16 protein-coding genes are annotated in these 18,890 nt (G+C 56.9%); 12 read left to right on the top strand and 4 right to left on the bottom strand.

Features of this window, described 5'->3' with window-relative positions:
* Both QQL54_RS10020 and QQL54_RS10015 read right to left on the bottom strand, forming a co-directional pair.
* A complete protein-coding gene (locus tag QQL54_RS10020) occupies positions 1-390 on the bottom strand; it encodes a TraB/GumN family protein (RefSeq protein WP_284390231.1) in 390 nt (129 codons plus the stop codon).
* A gap of 103 nt (positions 391-493) precedes the next feature.
* The gene (locus tag QQL54_RS10015; RefSeq protein ID WP_284390229.1) at positions 494-1,921 is read right to left on the bottom strand and encodes a gluzincin family metallopeptidase; all 1,428 of its coding nucleotides are present in this window, start codon (positions 1,919-1,921) and stop codon (positions 494-496) included.
* Between QQL54_RS10015 and QQL54_RS10010 the strand changes: the two genes are divergently transcribed.
* Entirely contained in the window at positions 1,920-2,366 is a 447-nt protein-coding gene (locus QQL54_RS10010; RefSeq protein ID WP_284390227.1) for a hypothetical protein, read from the top strand. The two genes, QQL54_RS10015 and QQL54_RS10010, sit on opposite strands and share 2 nt — an antisense overlap.
* Positions 2,367-2,506: 140 nt before the next feature.
* Positions 2,507-3,148, top strand: a complete 642-nt coding sequence (locus QQL54_RS10005) for a CC0125/CC1285 family lipoprotein (protein ID WP_284390225.1) — start codon at positions 2,507-2,509, stop codon at positions 3,146-3,148.
* 77 nt (positions 3,149-3,225) lie between these two features.
* Here the strand turns inward: QQL54_RS10005 and dapF are convergent, their stop codons facing one another.
* Complete coding sequence (dapF, locus tag QQL54_RS10000; RefSeq protein ID WP_284390223.1) at positions 3,226-4,092, bottom strand: diaminopimelate epimerase; 867 nt, start codon at positions 4,090-4,092, stop codon at positions 3,226-3,228.
* Between the two features lie 115 nt (positions 4,093-4,207).
* Here dapF and QQL54_RS09995 point away from each other — a divergent pair, with 115 nt between their 5' ends.
* The 6 genes from QQL54_RS09995 (at position 4,208) to QQL54_RS09970 (ending at position 13,082) form a co-directional block, all read left to right on the top strand.
* Positions 4,208-5,530 carry a mechanosensitive ion channel family protein gene (locus QQL54_RS09995; RefSeq protein ID WP_284390221.1) on the top strand — a complete coding sequence of 441 codons (1,323 nt, stop codon included), beginning with the start codon at positions 4,208-4,210 and terminating at the stop codon, positions 5,528-5,530.
* A 98-nt stretch (positions 5,531-5,628) separates the two neighbouring features.
* Positions 5,629-7,836 carry a prolyl oligopeptidase family serine peptidase gene (locus tag QQL54_RS09990; RefSeq protein WP_284390219.1) on the top strand — a complete coding sequence of 736 codons (2,208 nt, stop codon included), beginning with the start codon at positions 5,629-5,631 and terminating at the stop codon, positions 7,834-7,836.
* 160 nt (positions 7,837-7,996) lie between these two features.
* Entirely contained in the window at positions 7,997-10,576 is a 2,580-nt protein-coding gene (gene leuS, locus QQL54_RS09985) for a leucine--tRNA ligase (protein WP_284390217.1), read from the top strand.
* Complete coding sequence (locus QQL54_RS09980; RefSeq protein ID WP_284390215.1) at positions 10,573-11,097, top strand: LPS assembly lipoprotein LptE; 525 nt, start codon at positions 10,573-10,575, stop codon at positions 11,095-11,097. Before leuS ends, QQL54_RS09980 begins: the two co-directional genes overlap by 4 nt.
* Positions 11,098-11,146: 49 nt before the next feature.
* Complete coding sequence (holA, locus tag QQL54_RS09975; RefSeq protein WP_284390213.1) at positions 11,147-12,208, top strand: DNA polymerase III subunit delta; 1,062 nt, start codon at positions 11,147-11,149, stop codon at positions 12,206-12,208.
* A gap of 22 nt (positions 12,209-12,230) precedes the next feature.
* Entirely contained in the window at positions 12,231-13,082 is an 852-nt protein-coding gene (locus QQL54_RS09970; RefSeq protein WP_284390210.1) for a mechanosensitive ion channel family protein, read from the top strand.
* Here the strand turns inward: QQL54_RS09970 and QQL54_RS09965 are convergent.
* The gene (locus QQL54_RS09965; RefSeq protein WP_284390208.1) at positions 13,079-13,969 is read right to left on the bottom strand and encodes a glycerophosphodiester phosphodiesterase family protein; all 891 of its coding nucleotides are present in this window, start codon (positions 13,967-13,969) and stop codon (positions 13,079-13,081) included. The two genes, QQL54_RS09970 and QQL54_RS09965, sit on opposite strands and share 4 nt — an antisense overlap.
* A gap of 25 nt (positions 13,970-13,994) precedes the next feature.
* Between QQL54_RS09965 and mnmE the strand changes: the two genes are divergently transcribed.
* The 4 genes from mnmE (at position 13,995) to QQL54_RS09945 (ending at position 18,881) form a co-directional block, all read left to right on the top strand.
* Positions 13,995-15,296 carry a tRNA uridine-5-carboxymethylaminomethyl(34) synthesis GTPase MnmE gene (gene mnmE, locus QQL54_RS09960; RefSeq protein WP_284390206.1) on the top strand — a complete coding sequence of 434 codons (1,302 nt, stop codon included), beginning with the start codon at positions 13,995-13,997 and terminating at the stop codon, positions 15,294-15,296.
* Between the two features lie 63 nt (positions 15,297-15,359).
* Positions 15,360-17,225 carry a tRNA uridine-5-carboxymethylaminomethyl(34) synthesis enzyme MnmG gene (mnmG, locus tag QQL54_RS09955; protein ID WP_348520750.1) on the top strand — a complete coding sequence of 622 codons (1,866 nt, stop codon included), beginning with the start codon at positions 15,360-15,362 and terminating at the stop codon, positions 17,223-17,225.
* Between the two features lie 4 nt (positions 17,226-17,229).
* On the top strand, positions 17,230-17,850 hold the full coding sequence (gene rsmG / locus QQL54_RS09950; protein ID WP_284390202.1) for a 16S rRNA (guanine(527)-N(7))-methyltransferase RsmG: 621 nt from the start codon (positions 17,230-17,232) through the stop codon (positions 17,848-17,850).
* A gap of 266 nt (positions 17,851-18,116) precedes the next feature.
* Positions 18,117-18,881 (top strand): ParA family protein, encoded by a 765-nt coding sequence (locus QQL54_RS09945; RefSeq protein WP_348520749.1) that lies wholly within the window; start codon positions 18,117-18,119, stop codon positions 18,879-18,881.
* Positions 18,882-18,890 lie beyond the last annotated feature (9 nt).

Genomic DNA, 18,890 nt, shown 5'->3' with positions numbered 1-18,890 from the left:
TCAATCACTACGACGCCGTCGTACTGATCTGGCAATATCTGGATAAGCGGCGTTTGCACATCGAACCGCGCGCTGATCGGTGTTTGCGTCCGCGGATTGCTGACGAATATAGGCGGCCATACTGCGCAACGTCATGCGCGCTACAATCTGGTCCCGATCCGGTTCCGCCATTTGAGCCAGATGAAGGTCGCTTTCGTCGCACTGATAGACCGCGCTTTCAAAGGCGATGACATCAAACCCCATCTGGGCATGCAGATAGCGGATCGCGCCTGTCTTCAACGCTGTGTCGTCTTTCACGCCGTGCGTATTCTCACCGAGCTGCACGATCCGCGCATCACTGACAGCGTCGTCCAAAAAGCCGAACTGCCCAACCCCTCGATCAAGGTCCAAAGCGAGGCAGAGGGTACATGCGGAGCGGTCAATGGCATATGCGATCTCCTGCAGATGGATTTCATCACACGTCAAAGCCCAGAATAATCAGAATAACCTGCCTCTAATCCGCCAATCGCGTCTCGAACCATGTCCGGATCTCCGCGCCTGCCATCTCTTCTAACAAGGCCAGCAAGGCGGGTGTGGTTCGAACACGGTCGGTCATGATGCGCTGCATAAAGGCTGTAAAGGTCGCGCGACCCATACGCTCTTCAAGATGCTGCAGCGCGACCGGCGCGGCGCGGTACATGATTAGGTAAGGCGGTCGCTCGGTTAGCTCCGCTGCCCAGATCGGTGGCAGGTCATGCCCTTCGATTTGTTCGGCGTAGCGCGCCATACGGGCGTCGAACACGGTTTCGCCGAGCGCGTTACGCACGCCCATATTGGCCAGATAGTCGGCAAGTCCTTCATTGATCCAGTTTTCCGGACCGCCAGCATTGGCCTTGCTCCAATAATGCGCCAACTCATGACAAATGAATTGAAGCAGATATTCTTCATCATCATCTTCAATGTCGGTCAACGCGATCAACGTCCCGCGAGAATAACCGCCTTCAGGACGATCCGTCACAATGATCGAGGCCTGCGGCAGTGGCCCTGCCGGACCCGCCAAACCGTTCAAATATGCAGTGCAAAATTCTAGCGCGCCTGTGAGTTCTTCGAGCTTTGTGCCGGGTTCTGAGCGTGCATCATGAATGACATAATCATCCGCCTTAACAACCTCTGAGTTTGAGAGCAGCGAGAAAGCGATATCGAGCGCCGGTTCGGCTTGGACAAAATGAAATCCCTTTGGGGTCGATACAACCGACCCGACTCCGACCGCGGACCATTCGCCTGCAAGGCGCACCTGCACCCGAGCCGTCAGATCGGAATCAAAGCGAGCGTCAAAGGGAAACCAGAAACTATCGACCGTCAGTTCGATCTTGTCAGAATCCAGCGTATTAATCGGAAGCGGGAGCTCTTCTGGAAAGAGCGGGCCACCATAGGCGAATTTGACGATCCGGTCCGCGCCATTGACCGAGGGCGCGAGATCAATCCGGTAGGTCCGAACCGCACCGCCAAAACGTTCATCCAGCTCAGTCGTGACATCGACCACATCGGCCCCGGCCACAGACGCCGTGCCAAAAGCTGAACTCAGCGCAAAGGAGATTTCATCAAGATCATCTTCCGCAATGCGCACGGTCCAACCCGCTGACAAAGCCCCTGCTTCAGGAAAGAATTCTACACTCCCGATATAATCGAGCGGCCCCTTAACCGCTTCAAAGGCATCCATGGCATAAGCGGGCGCTGTCACGGCAGCCCCCAACATTAGGCCGGACAGGACCAACCGCCGGGTCAATACGTGCCTCAGGCGCGGCATATTCAGGGCCTCCAAATCGTCATGTCCTATCCCCTCTTCACCAATAGCGGCCTCAGAGCAATCACAGAAGGGCAATCGCTGAACGTGGTAGAAAATCAATGACGGGAGCGCATGGCTCAGATAGCGCCGTGCCATGACTGCGCGTGAGCCAATTATCAAACGACCGCCCGCTCAAGGACGGCCCGTGGACCGGATCGTGGCGGGACTGGCCGCTATCTGGCTGTTCTGCGCGGTCGCAGCGACGCTTTGGTTCTTTCTCGGCTTTTACGAAACTGATCCCGGCTTCTCAGCGGCCAGTTCGGCGGCGCTATTGTCGCTAGGGCTTGGCGCCTTTGCCATTATTCCGGGGGCCGTGATCTTGCGTTTGGCATGGACCGCGTGGCGGTATGGTTTTCGGCCCGTGCATGGTCTCTGGACCTTAGTTCTGGCTCTGCCATGGATCGGGTTGAGCCTGATGGCTCGACCGTCTGAGTGGATGCCAATTTGGCTGACAATTTTCCCGCTTCTGCTGGCGACGCCAATCAGTCTTTGGGCGATCGTGTCCATAATTTTGGAGCGGCGCGCGCGAGCCAAACCGTGATCGCTCACAATCGGGTCGCATAGACTTGATTAGCGTAAATGTGACGCAGGCCTTATATAATCATACGAAACGCTTATGTTTCATACAGGGGACGTTCAGGTTTGTCGCGCTATCGCAGCGGGCGAGATTAGGAGATTTATATGTCTATTCCCCTAAAAATGGCGACTTCTAATAAACTTCGCCACGCCCTTTTATGTGTGAGCGCTATTGTGCTTACCGCCTGTGCAACGGCTACACCTTATCAACCCGCCAGTGAGCCCGGCGCTTATGACGGGTTTTCCCAGCAAATGATCGAAGCGGATCGTGCCCGGATCGCCTTTGCTGGTAATTCGCTGACCAAGCGCGACACAGTTGAAAATTACATGCTGTTCCGCGCCGCTGAGACAGCGGTGGAACGCGGCTTTGACTGGTTCGAATTGCAAGAACGCGATCTTGAAGCGAAGACGCGCACACGGGTCAACTCAGGTTTTACCTCTGCCTATGATCCTTATTTCGGCTATAGCTTCTTCCGGCCCCGTTACGGTTGGTCGCGCGGCTATCACTATTCTCGCTTTCGTGGATTCCGCCATCGTCGCGGCTTTGGCTATCGCGGGTTTTATGATCCGTTTTATGACCCGTTCTTCGACGATTTTAATGTCCGCGAGATCACTAAATATCGTGCCACAGCCGAAGTCCGTTTTGGCAATGGCCCGAAACCTACCAAGGCCGAAAATGTCTTTGACGCCCATCAGGTGATCGAGAACCTGGGACCGTTGATCGAATTTCCAGAGGCTGACAGCTAAGCTCACATCAACAACATATTTTGAGCGACCCGGATCAGGGCGGAAACCCCATTGTTTACGTCACAATCAAGGGATTGTTAGAGCGTCCCGCGCCCTTCTAATTCGACCGGGCCGCTCAGGATGACGTGATTGTCGCTTTCGCGCCAATGGATGTGTAGCGTCCCACCATCGACGTCCACTTGCACATCGCGATCGGCGCGTTTTTGGCGGTGGGCCGCGACCACGGCGGCACAGGCACCCGTGCCGCAGGCTTGGGTCAAACCGGCATCCCGTTCCCAAACTTTGAGCCGAATATTTTTTGGGCCGTCAATACGGGCAAAGCCAACATTGGTCTGTTCTGGAAAGAGCGGGTGAAACTCGACCATCGGCCCCGCCAGATGTGGCTTCACTGTCTCAAAATCTTCGACAAAAAACACGACGTGCGGATTGCCCATACTGACCGCGCCGGGATTGGACAGGACGGGATTATCGATGGGACCGAGCTTCACATCGACATGATGGGTGTGCATCGGTTCTTTGAGCGGGATTTGCGACCAGTCGAGTCTGGGTTCACCCATATCCACGGCAATGGATAGTGGCCCCGTACGCGTCGCGGCCAGTAGCGCGGCATTGGTCTGCACAGTTGCTGCTGCTTCGCCCGTCTCTTCCATCACCAGCCACGCCACACAGCGCGTCGCATTCCCGCACGCATCGACCTCAGAGCCTGACTGGTTTCGGATTTCCATGAAAATATCCGCCTCTGGTGATTTCGGCGGTCGCAGGACAAGCAACTGATCGGCACCGAGCGGGCCCATGGCGGCGGAGCCGGGCGCGCAGATAGCCTTTACCTGTTCATCAGACAGAGCAAAATCGAGCGCCTTACGCGCATCGAACACCGCAAACCGGTTGCCCGCCCCATTCATGATGAGAAAATCCATAGAGCCCATATAGAGGAGAGAAGGCATTCCGCCCAGTCGTTGAAATAGATGTTGGGAAATAGAGCACGTGAAAGCCTGTCGTCTCATCACGAACTCATGTTTATAAGGTGGAACTCGTTCTCGCCCCATTCATTGAGATCCTATGCGCACTCTGATCCTTCTTCTCACGCTCTTGCTACCACTCTCCGCTTTTGCGCAGGATGCAGCCATTACAGTCGGGAATGGTCCGTCCGATGCCCAGATCGCCGAGCGACTGACCGGGATTTACAGCCAGCTTGGAGACACGGAAGAGGTCTCGGTTACAGTACAAAATAGCGTCGTCACCTTGGCTGGTGAAGCCGCGAATACGGAAGCGGCCGAACGCGCTGTGCGCATTGCGCAGCGTGTCGATGGGGTGGTCGCGGTTCAGGACGAGATTATTCGCACGCTGGGCGTGACCGATAATGTCACGCCCCTCGTCGACCGGACTACGGAATTGAGTACGCAATTTGTTCGGGCTCTACCGTTAATCGCGGCCGCCTTGATCGCTTTGGTCGCGATTTTCCTGCTCGGACGTTTGCTCGCCAGCCGGACCGGACTGATCCGACGTATGGCGGGCAACCCGTTTCTCGCCGAATTGATCGCAACGGCTATTCGTCTCGCTTTCGTGATGATCGGGATTGTCGTGGCGCTGAATATCCTTGGGGCGACCGCTTTGGTCGGGACGGTTTTAGGCGGCGCAGGGATCATCGGGATCGCGCTCGGTTTTGGCGTGCGCGACACGGTCGAGAATTATATCGCGTCGCTGCTGCTATCGATCCGTCAACCGTTTCGCGCGGGCGACCATGTCATCATTGACGGCAATGAGGGTCTGGTCGTCCGGCTCAACACACGGGCCACCATTCTGATGACGCTGGATGGCAATCATCTGCGTATTCCCAATGCCAAAGTCTTCAAGGCCGACATCTTGAATTATAGCACCAATTCGGAACGACGTTTTTCCTTTCGCGTGGGTGTCGACAGCGCCGATGATCCTGTGTCGGCCATCGCCGTCGGGGTCAAAGCCATGTCAGAGCTGCCCTTTGTCCTGACAGACCCCGCCCCCAGTGGGATGATTGTCGAAGTGGGTGACAGTTCAATTTTGATCGATTTCTTTGGTTGGATCGACCAGCGCGAGACAGGATTTGGAACAGCCCGAAGCCAAGCCATTCGTGACGTCAAAGATGTGTTAGAGGCAGACGGCTTCTCCCTGCCTGAACCGCTCTACCGCTTGCGGGTCGATGGCGGCGTTGAACTCCCTAAAACGACGGGCTCGAAGCCAGAAAACCGCATGACGAAGAAGGCCCCTACCAAGCCCACCGTGCGCGAAGTGCTGGATACGGATGCCGAAACGACCATTGTTGAACGGGTCGCCGAAGAACGGGCCCAATTAAGCCAAGACGAAAACGGAACCGATCTTCTAGACGACAGCGCAAAAACCGAGTGATTGTTGTTCTGCTAGCCCGAGGGTCAACCTTTAGCCGCCCACTTGCCTTGCGCCGCTAGAGCGCTAAACCGTCTCCAAACCCATTTGCGGAGACTTTCATGACCACCAAAACACTTTTGGCGACCAGCGCCATGGCGCTGATATTGGCCGCCTGTTCCGACACGAAAGAGACAGCTGTGAACGATACGCCCGACACCGTCACAAGCGAAACCGTCACGACTGAAGTGGCCGACAGCTATGTGCCCGTCGTCTATGATGCAGACGGTATGCGTGATGAGGACCATCTTTGGCTCGAAGAGGTCGAAGGCGAAGCGGCGCTGGATCAAGTCCGCGAATGGAACAAAGGGTCGCTCGACCGGCTGATGGCCGACCCGCGCTATGAAACTCTGTATCAAGACGCGCTCGGCATCCTGCAGAGCCAAGACAAAATTCCTTATGTGTCTTATCGGGCGGGTGCTGCGCATAATTTCTGGCAGGACGAGACCCATGTGCGCGGTGTTTGGCGCAAAACCAGCCTTGATAGCTATTTGTCGGATAGCACTGAATGGGAAACCGTGCTCGATTTCGACAAGCTGGCGGCGGACGAAGACAAGAACTGGGTTTATAAAGGCAATAACTGCCTCGCGCCCGACTACGCGCTCTGTATCGTCAACCTCTCAGACGGTGGCAAGGACGCCGTGGTTCGTCGTGAGTTTAATAGTGAGACGGGTGAATTCGTCGAAGGTGGTTTCGTCACCCCCGAATCCAAAGGTACGATGGATTGGGTTGATGCGGATACGATGGTGGTCGCCGTCGACTTTGGCGAAGGCACAATGACCGATTCCGGTTATCCGAGCACGGCGCGGATCTGGACCCGAGGGCAGGCGCTCGAAGACTCAGTAGAAATTGGGCGCGGTAATCAGACGGATGTTGGCTATTGGCCGGGCGTTCTCGAACTGTCCGATGGTCGCCGCGAGATCATGACCTCGCAATCGACGTCGTTCTACGACACTGACACATTCTGGTTCCCGCGCAACGAAGACGGTACGGTAGGCGAGGCTGTGAAGTTCCCCGTCCCGACAAAATCCAATCTCGGCTCTGTCTTTAAAGGACAAATGCTACTGTCCCTCAATGAAGATTGGCGCGACTTTAAATCCGGCGATCTGGTTAGCTTTGCTTGGGATGATTTCGCCGATGATGGCCAGATTGCCGACTTGCATCTTGTCTATAGCCCGGACGAGAAAAGCTCGATGGGTGGTTACGGCGCGACCAAGGATAAAGTCCTGCTGTCGACCACGACCGACGTTAAAGGCTCTGTTCATGCGTTTGATTGGGACGGTGAAAACTGGACATCCACGCGGATTGCTCTTCCCGAAAACGGCGCGGCTGGTGTCGGCAGAACCAATAATAAGGAGTCGATTGCCTTCTTATCAGCCGAGGATTTCCTCACCCCTGATACGCTTTACACGATCGACACATCCAAGGCCGACCTGACCCCGATCGCGGCCAAGTCTCTGCCGGATTGGTTCGACGCGACCAATATGGTCAGCGAACAGAAATTCGCGACGTCAGCAGACGGAACCAAAGTCCCTTACTTCATCGTCCGCGCCAAAGATGCGGAGATGAACGGCCAGAACCCAACGCTGCTCTATGGCTATGGCGGGTTCGAAATTTCGCTCAACCCAGCTTACTCCGCCACGCGCGGTAAGCTCTGGCTTGAAAATGGCGGCGTTTATGTGCTCGCCAATATTCGGGGTGGTGGTGAATATGGTCCGAACTGGCACCAAGCGGGTCTGAAGACCGAACGTCAGCGCATCTATGACGACTTCATCGCAGTCGCCGAAGATCTGATCGATGCCGGCGTAACCTCACCTGACCATTTGGGCGTCGAAGGCGGGTCGAATGGCGGTCTGCTGACGGGCGTGATGACAACGCAACGGCCTGATTTATTCAATGCCGCCATCATTGCTGTGCCCCTGCTCGACATGCAGCGCTTCCATAAATTATTGGCTGGCGCATCGTGGATGGGCGAGTATGGCAATCCGGATGACGCGGTCGAAGGCGAATTTCTCCGCCGGATCAGCCCCTATCATAATCTACGTGAAGGCGTCGATTATCCGGAAGTCTTCCTGATCACCTCGACCAAGGATGACCGCGTTCATCCTGGCCACGCGCGGAAGTTTGCGCAGCGAATGGACGATCAAGGTCACGACTTCCTCTATTATGAGAATATTGATGGCGGCCACAGCGCAGCCGCCAATTTGAAAGAGACTGCCAAACGTCTGGCGCTGCAGCATGTCTATCTGCTGCAGAAGTTGGCTGACTAACGCGATAATTCTCCGAGCGGTCTCAAGCCGCTCGGACCAACTCTACAATGAGCGCCCTCTGGGGCGCTTTTTCTATTTCAAGCCAGCCGAGAAAACCCCTTAACCCCGCGCCTTCACCCGGCTAGAGCGCGGTTTCCAGTTTTCTAACGAACCGCCCGCCATGCCTGCCTATAATCCATCCGAAACCGAACCCAAGTGGCAGTCCCATTGGGACGATGCCGACGTTTTTACGGCGGACGACCACTCGCCCAAGCCGAAATTCTACGCGCTGGAAATGTTCCCCTACCCAAGCGGGCGCATCCATATGGGCCATGTGCGCAACTACGCCATGGGCGATGTCGTCGCGCGCTATAAACGGGCGCAAGGATTTGAGGTGCTGCACCCGATGGGCTGGGACGCGTTTGGGATGCCCGCGGAAAACGCAGCGATCGAGACCGGCGGCCATCCCAAGGATTGGACCTACGCCAATATCGAACAGATGCGCGCCCCAATGAAACGGCTCGGCTTTGCGCTGGACTGGACGCGCGAATTCGCAACCTGCGACGTCAGCTATTACACCGAGCAGCAGCGCATTTTCCTGAAATTCTGGGAAAAAGGTCTGGTCTATTCCAAGACCGCCAAGGTCAATTGGGACCCCGTCGACAATACGGTGCTGGCCAATGAGCAAGTCATTGACGGTAAAGGCTGGCGCTCAGGCGCGACGGTCGAACAGCGCGACATGCAGCAATGGTTCTTCAAAATTACCGACTATGCCGAAGAGCTGCTCGAAGGTTTGGAAACGCTCGACCGCTGGCCAGAGAAAGTCCGGACGATGCAAAGCAACTGGATCGGGAAGTCAGAAGGCTTGCAGATGCGGTTCGAAGCCGCCACCGATTCCGATGCGGATATTGAAGTCTTTACGACCCGACCCGACACACTGTTTGGCGCGAGCTTTGTTGCCCTGTCTCCTGATCATCCTCTGACCAAGCAATTGGCCGAGACACGGCCCGAGCTGGATGCGTTTCGCGCAGACTGCGCCAAGATCGGCACGTCCGAGGAAGCCATCGCCCAAGCGCCGAAACTCGGCATCGATACGGGGCTGCGCGTAACGCATCCGTTTACAGGCGAGACGCTTCCGGTCTGGGTCGCGAATTTCGTCCTGATGGGCTACGGCACGGGCGCGATCTTTGCTTGTCCCGCCCATGATCAGCGTGATCTGGATTTTGCGCGCAAATATGGTCTACCCGTTTTGCCTGTGGTCACGCCGGAGGGCGATGATTTCACAGTCGAAGACGAGGCCTATACGGGTCCGGGCACGATCTTTAATTCGACGGCCCCCATTCCAGTGGCTGGGCGGGACACATTCTCGCTTGATGGTTTGGAAATCGATCAGGCCAAAGCCGCGGCCATCGCGATGATCGAAGAGCTTGGCCTGGGCGAAGGCACGATCCAGTACCGCCTGCGCGATTGGGGCGTGTCCCGTCAGCGCTATTGGGGTTGCCCGATCCCGGTTATTCACTGCGACAGTTGCGGGGCCGTCCCGGTTCCGGAAGATCAGCTACCCGTCGAATTGCCCTATGATCATATTGACCTGACCATCCCCGGTAATCCGCTGGATCGCCACCCGACCTTTAAACAGGTCGCCTGCCCTAAATGCGGCGGTGAGGCTGAACGCGAGACCGATACGCTCGACACATTCGGGGACTCATCTTGGTATTATGCCCGTTTCGCCGGACCGAACGGATCGCCCTTTGATAAGGCGGCGGCCTCCGCTTGGCTGCCCGTCGACCAATATGTCGGCGGTGTGGAACATGCTGTGCTGCACCTGCTCTATTCGCGTTTCTTCACGCGCGGTTTGCGCGATTGTGGACTGCTTGACCTGCCGGCGGGCGAGCCGTTTGCGGGTCTGTTCACACAAGGCATGGTCACGCATGCGACTTACGACATTGGCGATCAAGAGTGGGTCGTTCCGGCCGAAGTGACGGAAAAAGACGGCGCGTTGATCCATATGCCGACCGGCAAGATCGTGACGAAGGGCGACGTCATCAAAATGTCCAAGTCCAAAAAGAACGTCGTGGACCCGAACGACATTATCGAAACCTATGGTGCGGACGTGGCGCGCTGGTTCGTGCTGTCAGACAGCCCGCCCGAACGCGATGTCGAATGGAGTGAGGACGGCGTGCGCGGCGCGTGGAATTTCCAGAAAAAAGTCTGGCGCATTGTCGAACAGACCGATGTGCCGGATCATTCACCAACGGCGTCCGACCCGAAGGCAACTGGCGACGCCCTCGCCTTGCGCCGCAGCGCGCATAAGGCACTTGAGAAAATCACAGCGGGTATCGAAGCCTTCCGCTTCAATACGTCCGTCGCGCAGATTTATGAACTGACCAACGCGCTGTCTAAATATGACGGGCAGGACGCCGTGCGGATGGAAGCGCTCGGCATTCTGATCCGCTCTATCGCGCCCTTCATGCCGCATCTGTCTGAAGAATGCTGGAGCGCGTTAGGCGGCGAGGGTTTGGTCGCGACAGCCCCGTGGCCACAGCTCGATAATGCTATGCTGGTCGAGGATGAAGTGACCTTGCCAATCCAAGTCAATGGTAAGCGACGCGGCGAAATAACCGTGCCAGCGGGTTTGTCAAAAGACGACATTGAGGCGGCTGCTTTGTCTGAGCCGAATATTGTTCGCACATTGGACGGGCAAACCGTTCGAAAGGTGATTGTTGTTCCGGGCCGGATCGTGAATATAGTCGCACAATGAAACATCTTCTCGTCACTGCCGCTCTCGCCTTGTCAACCACGCTCACAGCCTGTGCTGGGTTCACGCCGCTCAATGCCACCCCGGGCGGCAAGGCGGCGTTTAATCAGCTTGATGTTGTGATTGATGATGGCGAGGATGAGGGCGACCGGGCCGCTGGTTTTTTGATCCAACAAAGACTGGCTGACCGGATCAGCACCAGCGCGACGCCACAATATCGCGTCTTAGTGCGCCCAGGAGCTCTACGCGTCGGTCTCGGCCTAACCGCACAAGATTTCGCCAGTCGCTTCGATAGTATTGTGATAGCGGAGTGGTCTTTGGTCCGGATCAAGGACGGAACCGTCATCAAAACAGGCACTGCCCAGCGCACAGCCAGTTATTCGGCTGATGAGGACCCTTACAGCCTGCTCACCACGTCGGACGAAGCGGTTGAACGCGCCTCTCGCGAAGTCGCCGACGAACTGCTCAGCGAAATCGCGCTCGCCTTGATCGATCAGGCCGACGCCGACCCCTCTCAGCCTTGATCAGCGTAGCCTTGATCAAGGTAAAACGGACGCTCTTAAGGGGGCCGACATGGTAAAGATTACCGGCGCGCGTCAAGCCCGATTTCTATCGGCCCCGCCGCAAGATATTATCGGCGCGCTGCTGTTCGGTCCTGATCGGGGCTTGGTCAAAACCCGCGCAGCCGCGCTAATCCAAACACTTGCGCCGGATGTTGATCCGGCCTTTGGCGCGACTGTCCTCACATCCGATGACCTCATCAGTGATCCCGCCCGCCTGATGGATGAAATGAGCGCGATGAGCTTGCTTGGCGGAACGCGTCTGGTCCGACTCCGCCTTGATCACGAACGATCCGGCGCCGCCATCGCCAAAATCATCAAGCAGATCGACGCAGACCCAAGCCGCGTCGAGGCCAAACTCGTCATAGAAGCGGGCGATCTTTCAACACGCTCTGCTGTGCGCAAATCCGCCGAAGCCGCGCGTCACATTGGGGCGCTGGGGTGCTACCCGCTTGGGGCGCGAGCGCGCCGCGATCAAGTTCGCGACCAGCTTGATGGGATCGGGATTGCAATTACCCCGGACGCGCTCGATCTTTGGGTGCCGCTGCTGGAGGGTGATCATGCGCTCGCCGCTGGTGAGGTTGAAAAAATGGCGCTGTATAAAGGTTACGGGACAGAAGACGGTGCGACCGTCACGCCTGAAGATGTTCGCGCGGTTGCCGCTGGCGCGCAGGGCTCTGCCATCGACCCGATCATTCAGGACGCGCTGTTTGGACGAATCGACAGTCTGGATGCGCGCTATCGACGCGCCGTCGAAGCCAAAACCAGCCCCATCGCCATTCATTTTGCCCTACAGCGCCATGTCTTACGGTTGTGCGAAGCCTCGGCCCGCATGGATCGGGGGGATAGCGCGTTATCGGCGACGCGAAGCCTGCGTCCGCCCGTCTTTGGCATGGCAGAAGACGGGTTCGTCAATACACTCAACCGCTGGAATGGGCGTGCACTCCGATCTGCCCTTTCACAATGCCAAATGGTAGAGCGCCAGCTCAAAAGCACAGGCGCGCCTGCCGAAGCCCTGACTGAGCGCCTTTTATTCGGCCTCGCTAATTTCGCCGCCCGTCGCCGGGCCGCCTGATCCTCATAGGATAAAGTCTCTCATGGATATGATCGCTGAATATTGGGCACTCGCTCAGGACCAATTTCCAATTCTGCTGACGCTGGGCGGGAATGTTGTCTCCGCCATATTGATCTTCATCGCGGGCCTGATTGTCGGGCGCGGGCTCAGCAAGCGCTTACGTCGATCAAAATTTGGCGGTAGTCATCTGGATGCGACTTTGCGGCCTGTACTGGCCAGCGTGCTGTTCTACATCATCCTGTCGATGACGCTCTACGCCGTGCTGATCAAGCTCGGCGTTCCGCCATCGGCTCTGATCGCGATCTTCGGGGCCGCTGGTCTCGCAATTGGTCTCGCTCTGCGTGATACACTGGCCAATATCGCCGCCGGCGTCATGCTGTTGGTGCTTCGACCGCTCAAAGTCGGTGAGTTCGTCGACTTAGCGGGCGTGCTGGGCACGGTCGAAGAAATTGGCCTGTTCAACACAACCCTTCGTAACCCTGAAAACGTCGCCATCTTCCTGCCGAACAGTCAGATCTGGGGCAATCGGGTGCAAAATTTCGGCCGTCATATGAACCGAAAGGCGATCATCGATATTGGTGTGGGTTACAGCACGGATCTTGAGGCCGTGCGTGAATTACTCCTCGGTCTGATGAATGACTATGCCGACGCATCGAACTCGGCACCGACCCCGCCCGAGCTTTATGTGATGGGTTTCGGGGATAGCGCGATCAATCTGTCCTGCCGCTGCTGGTTACCGGGCGATGACTGGCTTCGCCGCGCGACGGACCTCCGCATCGCGATCAAAAGCACGCTCGATAATGCGGGTGTCGAAATTCCCTTCCCGCAGCGCGTCATTCACATGGCAAAAGCTGACTCAGCGATTAGCGATTAACCTGCGTCGGTGCCTGCTTTGAGGCAGGCCCGGAAGGCCCCCGTGGTCTTCAGACCCGCAATTGGTTTATAGCGAAGGGCCTGATCAGTCACGAGAATATCAAGGGCCTGGGCCGCTTTCGCCAACTGCGCCGGGTTTTTCTTCCATTGCGCCCCGATCACATAATGGCGGTTTTGGATCCGCTTTTCGTCGCCGTCGCGCCAGCCCCCGCCAATCCAAACCCCCTGTTTGGCGTTGGCGACAATCCGTTTCCGCGCACGTGGAAGTGACATTAGAAACTCGCCCGCATAAGGCGCTAAAGCCTCGGCTTCCATATCGTCGGTCGCAATCAGGACCACCTGGTCAGCCATATCGCGCGCGCGTATCATATTGATCGCGGTCTCCATGTCAGCGGATGTCTTGAAATCGATTTCGAGATAGATTCGGTCTTTAGCGGCGTCGAGCATGGCGGCCAAAGTCGGCACAGGCTCACCACCGACCGATCCTTTTGCATCCTTGAGCCGCAACCGTGCGAACGCTTCGGCTGACGTTGCGACCACTGGACCAGTACTCGACGCATGATCATCCCAGACACCGTCATGGAAGATAATCGGCGTACCGTCTTTGATCGCAGCAATATCGATTTCCGCCATCAACGTCCCGTGAGCGATCAGTTTTTCAAGGGCACTGATTGAGTTTTCCGGTTCGTTCATCCCTATATCCGTCCCGCGGTGGGCCGCGACCAAGGCTGCTTCACTCGGCAAGCACTCCAACATTGTGCGGAGCGGCGGTAACGACGTCTCCGCATCCAGCAGCGTCGCGGCTGTGGACGCATTATTCGTGCAGGCGGTCATCAACATCACTGTCAGAAGCAGGGCATGTTTGAACAATGTGGGCTTGGCGGTCATGGGAGCGGCCTATATGGGCGCGACCATGGCTGTCACTCCCTCCAATGCCGCAACACAGACTATTTTTGCGCTCTCCACCGCGCCGGGACGGGCCGGAGTCGCCGTCATCCGGCTATCAGGGCCAGACGCTGAGCCCATCGCGCTGACCTTATCGGGCGGCGCAGCGCTTCCAGCGCGCCGTGCCGTTCTGCGAAAACTCTCGCGCGAGAATGAGGTGATTGACGAAGCCCTCGTGCTCTATTTTCCCGCACCGAACAGTTTCACGGGCGAAGATGTGGTCGAGCTACAATGCCACGGCTCTCATGCCGTGATCGAAGCGCTGTCCGAAGCCTTGCTGGCGCTGGGGTTACGGCAGGCTCAAGCCGGGGAATTCACGCGCCGCGCCGTCGAAAATGGTCGCATGGACCTGACCGAAGCCGAAGGTCTGATGGATCTGATTGATGCGCAAACGACGGGACAAAGGCGTCAGGCGCTGCAGCAAATGGACGGCCATTTGCGGGAGACTTACGAAAATTGGCGCGAAGGGCTGCTCGATGCGCTGGCGCAAGTGGAAGGTGAGATCGACTTTGCCGATGAAGCGGACGTCCCGGACGCTTTATCCCATGCCGCTTGGCCGTATTTGAACCAGGTTGCCGCTGACATTGAAGCGGCCCTGAAACGCGCCGACCGCGGCCGCGCTGTGCGGACTGGGATTGATATCGCCATTATCGGTGCGCCCAATGCTGGCAAATCGACCCTGCTCAATCAACTCGTTGGGCGGGACGTCGCAATCACCTCACCGCAAGCCGGAACAACGCGCGACATTGTCGAAGCGCATATGATCATTGCGGGCATGCCTGTGACGCTGTCCGACACGGCAGGTCTGCGCGACGCAATAGATGCGATTGAAGCGGAGGGCGTCAGACGCGCGCTAGCCCGCGCCGAAGACGCGCATTTGCGCATCCTATTGCAACGCGGGGAAACGGTTAAAGCACCTATTGAGGACGGAGATATTGTTGTTTTCAACGTCAAAACTCCCAGTAATGAAAATGAAATCAATGCTTTAGAGGGTTACGGCGTTGATGGCCTATTAACCCGACTGGAGGCCGTTATCCGCGATCGCTTCACGGGCGGAGAGCCAGCGGGCCTGACCCGGGCGCGCCATGCCGATTGCGCGCGGCGCGCGCTCAGCGCCACTCAGTCCGCACAAACCCATCTCGGTATCGCGCCAGAGTTGGTTAGCGAAGATATTCGCGCCGCCCTCCGCGCCATTGATGAACTCGCCGGACGCGCCGACATTGAAGAAGTCTTCGATCGGATATTCAGCCAATTCTGCGTCGGGAAATAAGCTCGACAAAGCGGCTGAGTCGCGGGCCGTGACGTGCGCCGTCCCCTCCTCTATATTGCGGGCATGAAGTCCTATGATGTTATCATAATTGGCGGCGGTCATGCGGGCTGCGATGCAGCCAGCGCGTCTGCACGTTTGGGCGCGAATACGCTGCTGCTAACGCACCGCGCCGACACAATAGGCGAGATGAGCTGCAACCCGGCGATTGGCGGTTTGGGCAAAGGCCATCTGGTGCGGGAGGTCGATGCGTTGGGCGGCGTAATGGGGCGTGTTGCGGATAAGTCTGGCATTCAGTTTCGCCTGCTCAACCGGTCCAAAGGCCCGGCCGTGCGTGGACCGAGGACACAGAGCGACCGCTGGCTCTACCGTAATGCGATGCAAGCCGAGATGGCCGGGCAAGATAATTTGACCATCGAAGAAGGGGCCGCCCACGATCTTATGGTTGAGAATGGAAAGCTTATCGGTGTCAGTACCGAAGATGGGCGCGAATTTCTGACGACGCGAGTCGTGCTGACCACAGGAACGTTCCTGAAAGGCGTCATCCATGTCGGCGATCAGCGAACACCTGCCGGGCGGTGGGGTGAAGCTCCCGCGATTGGTTTGTCGGAGCGACTCTACGGTATGGGCCTGCGGATGGGTCGTCTTAAGACCGGGACACCTGCACGGCTGAGGAAATCCTCCATCGATTGGAGCGAGCTCGAAATGCAAGAGGCAGATGATGAGCCCGTCCCATTCTCATTTCTCACAGATAAAATCACGGTTCCGCAGATCGCTTGCGCGATTACGCATACCAATGAGCGCACACACGCCGTGATATCAAAAAATATAAATAAATCAGCAGTTTACGGAGGGTCAATCGCCGGTCGCGGCCCTCGCTATTGCCCCTCTATCGAAGACAAAGTGGTTCGATTCGCTGATCGCGATCGCCACCAGATTTTCCTCGAACCCGAAGGCCTGCCTGGCAATCCGGATGGCGATACAATCTATCCCAACGGCATTAGCTCATCCCTGCCCGACGATGTGCAGGACGCTTTCCTGCGGACGATTCCGGGTCTCGAGCAAGTTGAGGTCCAGCGTTATGGCTATGCGATTGAGTATGATTATGTCGATCCGCGCGAGCTTCGCCCAACACTGGAGACTAAGTCTCTGCCAGGACTTTACCTGGCCGGACAGATCAACGGTACAACCGGTTATGAAGAAGCGGCGGCTCAGGGTCTGATTGCCGGCGCGAATGCCGCGCTCGCCGCGCAAGCGCGTGAGCCACTCATTCTGGATCGAAGCCAAGCCTATATCGGCGTGATGATTGACGATCTGATCACTAAAGGCGTGACCGAGCCCTACCGCATGTTTACCAGCCGCGCGGAATACCGCCTACATTTGCGGGCGGATAATGCGGATATGCGCCTCACCCCGCTAGCAGTTGATCTCGGCATGGTCACAAATGAGCGCGAAAAAATGTTTCACGTGAAACAATCTGAGTTCGAACGCACAAAAACGCTGATCTCAACGCTCTCGCAAACCCCCTATCAGCTGCAAACGGCGGGTCTGTCGATCAATCAGGATGGCCAACCGCGCAGCGTGAAAGACCTACTAGCCTATCCAAACATTTCGATGGCCGACCTCTTGCCAGTCTTTCCGGAGCTGTCAGATCTTTCCCCACGCGCGCAAGAGTTTGCCGAAATCCACGCTATCTATGCTGGGTATTTGGAGCGGCAACAGGCTGACATTGACGCCTTCCGCCGCGATGAAGGCCTGCGAATCCCGGATGATCTCGATTTCTCCAAGATTGGCGGTCTCTCGAATGAGGTACGGGAAAAACTGCAAGCCGCGCGGCCGGATACATTGGGTCAAGCGTCCCGACTCGAAGGCGTGACGCCGGGCGCCCTGATGGCTGTGCTCGCCTATATGCGAAAACGACAGGCTGCCTAACATTATGAATGCTGAGCAATTTGCCGAGCGCGCTCCGATTCATCCGGGGAGCTTGGCCGACTACCAAAAGTGGGAAACCCTGCTGCGCAAATGGAATGCGCGCATCAACCTTGTCGCACCCAACTCGCTTCCAGAGTTCTGGGAACGACACGCATTGGATTCCGCCCAGATAGTGCCGATGATCCCGAAAGAAGCCCAAACGATTGTGGATTTTGGATCTGGCGCCGGATTTCCTGGACTTGCCGTCGCTATCCAAGCGAAACACGCCGATCTCGACCAAACCGTGCATTTGATTGAATCCGCCGGGAAGAAGGCAAGTTTTCTCAAGAGTGTTTCACGTGAAACATCGCTCAGAACGGTGGTTCACTCTGCACGCATCGAATCACTGCCGACGCTGAAAGCTGATATTGTGACGGCCCGCGCCTTTGCGCCACTACACCGTCTGTTTCCGCTCGCTTGGCAACATTTGAGAGAGGGTGGTCAACTTGTCTTGTTGAAAGGCGAAGCCGTCGATGACGAACTCAACGAAGTGTCAAAAGACTGGACCTTTACAAGCCAACGCACAGCCAGCCTGTCTAATGATGGCGGATGCGTCCTGCAGATCGGCGGCCTTGCACCAGCATAAGTGTTTCACGTGAAACATTTTATGACGGCCTGATTGTTTCACGTGAAACAATTCACCTTCTGAATCCCACTCAAACGGCCCCTTTGTCCTAAAAAAGATAGAAAGTGTTTCACGTGAAACACTTTACGCGCAGACAAACACGGTCCGGTCCGTGGACATTTGCCCGCTCTCGTCGCATTGAGCCTGCAGCCAAGCGGGATTCCCGCTTTTTGATCCCCGCCGACTGGCGAGAGTGTAGGATAGTTGCTGTGACACCCAAACGCATCATGGCCATCGTCAATCAGAAAGGCGGGGTCGGTAAAACGACCACGGCGATCAACCTCGCCGCGGCGCTCGCCGAACATGAACAGCGCGTTTTGCTGATCGACATGGATCCGCAAGGCAATGCGTCGACCGGTCTGGGTGTTCCGCGCGATGATCGATCACGATCCACCTATCACGTCATGACTGAGAATTTGCCGTTCGACGACGCTGTCCGGCCAACGCGCGTTCGCGGTCTCTATATTTTACCAAGCCATTCCGACCTAGCCGCCGCTGAAATGGAAATCGGGCATACGGAAGGGCGAACCCGTGTTCTCACACAAGCGATTGAGGCCGCGAACGGGGGCTTCGATTATGTTCTGATTGATTGCCCACCCGCTTTGAACTTGCTCACCTTGAACGCCCTTGCGGTTGCACGGTCGATCATCGTTCCGTTGCAATGCGAGTTCTTTGCGCTTGAGGGCCTGTCGCAACTGCTGAAGACCGTCGAAATGGCAAAAGCCGGGATCAACCCAAAGCTTGCCATCGATGGGGTGGTGCTAACCATGTATGACAAGCGAAACCGTCTTTCGGCCCAGGTTGCCGACGATGTTCGCAGCCATTTGGGCCGCGCTGTGTTCGACACAGTGATCCCGCGCAATGTTCGGATCGCCGAAGCGCCCAGTTTCGCTGAACCCGTCACGACTTATGACCCGTCTAGCCAAGGCTCGAAAGCCTATCGGCGGCTGGCGCGGGAAATCCTTCGCAAGCACGCTGAACGTAAAAAATAGTTAAAATAC

Source organism: Algimonas ampicilliniresistens (assembly GCF_030159955.1).
In the GTDB taxonomy this organism is placed as follows: domain Bacteria; phylum Pseudomonadota; class Alphaproteobacteria; order Caulobacterales; family Maricaulaceae; genus Litorimonas; species Litorimonas ampicilliniresistens.
The sequence above is the reverse complement of the archived record's forward strand: the minus strand, read 5'-3'. Positions and strand labels throughout refer to the sequence as shown.